This window comes from Streptomyces ipomoeae 91-03, from assembly GCF_000317595.1.
In the GTDB taxonomy this organism is placed as follows: domain Bacteria; phylum Actinomycetota; class Actinomycetes; order Streptomycetales; family Streptomycetaceae; genus Streptomyces; species Streptomyces ipomoeae.
Genome location: NZ_AEJC01000211.1, coordinates 1 through 1,895, shown reverse-complemented (window position 1 = coordinate 1,895; position 1,895 = coordinate 1). Strand labels below are relative to the sequence as shown.

At 70.0% G+C, this 1,895-nt stretch carries 2 protein-coding genes and 1 pseudogene; 2 read left to right on the top strand and 1 reads right to left on the bottom strand.

Annotated features, from left to right (window positions below; translation table 11 throughout):
• Window positions 1–435, top strand: a pseudogene (locus STRIP9103_RS46405) (aminodeoxychorismate/anthranilate synthase component II); the annotation flags it as partial.
• A gap of 56 nt (window positions 436–491) precedes the next feature.
• Here STRIP9103_RS46405 and trpD read toward each other — a convergent pair.
• Window positions 492–1,556, bottom strand: a complete 1,065-nt coding sequence (trpD, locus tag STRIP9103_RS13895; protein WP_009310186.1) for an anthranilate phosphoribosyltransferase — start codon at window positions 1,554–1,556, stop codon at window positions 492–494.
• 92 nt (window positions 1,557–1,648) lie between these two features.
• Between trpD and STRIP9103_RS13890 the strand changes: the two genes are divergently transcribed.
• Window positions 1,649–1,895: cytochrome P450 (locus tag STRIP9103_RS13890; RefSeq protein ID WP_158696876.1), on the top strand; the 247-nt coding region annotated here is incomplete at its 3' end.

The following is a 1,895-nucleotide window of genomic DNA, read 5'->3' as shown; positions in this document are numbered from 1 at the left end:
TTCTGGCTGCGGATGCAGGAGCGGACGGGCGAGTTGACCGGGCACGCGTTCGTCGTCGACGCCGAGGACACCTTCACGGCCATGCTCGCGCATCTGCTGCGGTCCTGTGGGCTGGAGGTGACCGTACGGCGGTACGACGAGCCGGGGGTGCGCGAGGGTGTGCTCGCGCACGACGGGGTGGTGGTGCTCGGGCCCGGGCCCGGGGATCCGGGGGACGTCGATGACCCCAAGATGCGGTTTCTGCGAGGGCTGACCGGCGAGGTGATGCGGGGGCATCGGGGTGGGGTGCTCGGGGTGTGTCTCGGGCATGAGCTGATCGCGGCCGAGTTGGGGTTGGGGATCGTGCGGAAGGAGGTGCCGTATCAGGGGGCGCAGACGGAGATCGATCTGTTCGGGCGCCGGGAGACGGTGGGGTTCTACAACAGCTTTGTGGCGTCCCGCACCCGCCCAACAGCCCCGACCTCCCGAGCTCTTGGGCGGTCTCCGCACCGCTACGCGTTACTCGCGGCCACCCACCGCTCGAGCACCCTCTTCGCCGCTCCCGAGTCGATCGACTCCGCGGCCTTGGCCATTCCGCCCCGCAGCTGCTCCGCCAGGGAACCCGTGCCCGGCTCCAACGCCACCAGCGCCGCCGCCGAGTTGAGCAGCACCGCGTCCCGCACCGGCCCCGTCTCCCCGTCCAGCAACCGCCGTGCGACATCCGCGTTGTACGAGGAGTCGGCCCCCCGCAACGCCTCCACCGGCACCAGGTCGAGACCGACGTCACGCGGGTCGAAGGACTCCTCGGTCACCTTGCCGTCCCGTACGACCCACACCCGGGACGTGGCGGTCGTCGTCAGCTCGTCCAGCCCGTCGTCACCGCGGAAGACCAGCGACGAGTTGCCGCGCTCCGCGAAGACACCCGCCATGATCGGCGCCATCCGGGGGTCGGCGACACCCACCGCCTGGGCCTTGACCTTCGCCGGGTTGGCCAGCGGCCCCAGCGCGTTGAACACGGTCCGGATGCCGAGCTGCCCCCGCGCGGCGGCCACATGACGCAGCGCCGGGTGGAACTTCACGGCGAAGCAGAAGGTGATCCCGGCTTCCTCGGCGACCTCGGCCACCCGCTGGGGCGTCAGCTCCAGATTGACGCCCAGCTTCTCCAGCACATCGGACGCCCCCGACGCCGACGACGCCGCCCGGTTGCCGTGCTTGACGACCTTCGCACCCGTACCGGCGACCACGATCGACGACATCGTGGAGATGTTGACCGTCTTGGCGCCGTCACCGCCCGTACCGACGATGTCGACGGTCTCCCCCGACACCTCGATGACATTGGCGTGCTCGTACAGCGCGTCCACGAGCCCGGTGATCTCCCCGACGGTCTCGCCCTTGGCCCGCAGCGCCACCACGAACCCGGCGATCTGCGCGTCCGTCGCCTCACCGCGCATGATCTGGTCCATCGCCCAGAACGTCGCGCCGGCGTCCTGGTCCCGTCCGGACAGCAGGGCGTTCAGCACCTCGGGCCAGGAACGGCCCGCCGCGGTGTCGCCTCCAGCGGGGATCACAGCGCTCATAAAGCCGCTCCTGGTTGTCGTAGATCAGAGACATGGATCAGAGAACAGTGTGAACCCCACCCTATCCAGCTCAGCACACGGCGAAGGACGAGATCCTGAGGTGGACGGCCAGCGCCACGCACCTGGTACGGACCGCGCGCCAGGACACGGTGATCGGCGGGCAGCGGATCCGCCGCGGTGACCGTGTGGTGCTGTGGCTGCCCTCGGCCAACCGGGACGCGGACGAGTTCACCGACCCGGACAGGTTCGACCTGACCAGGACGCCGAACCGCCATCTCTCGCTCGGCAGCGGGCCCCATCACTGCGTCGGCGTCCAGCTCGCCAAGTTGGAGATCCGGG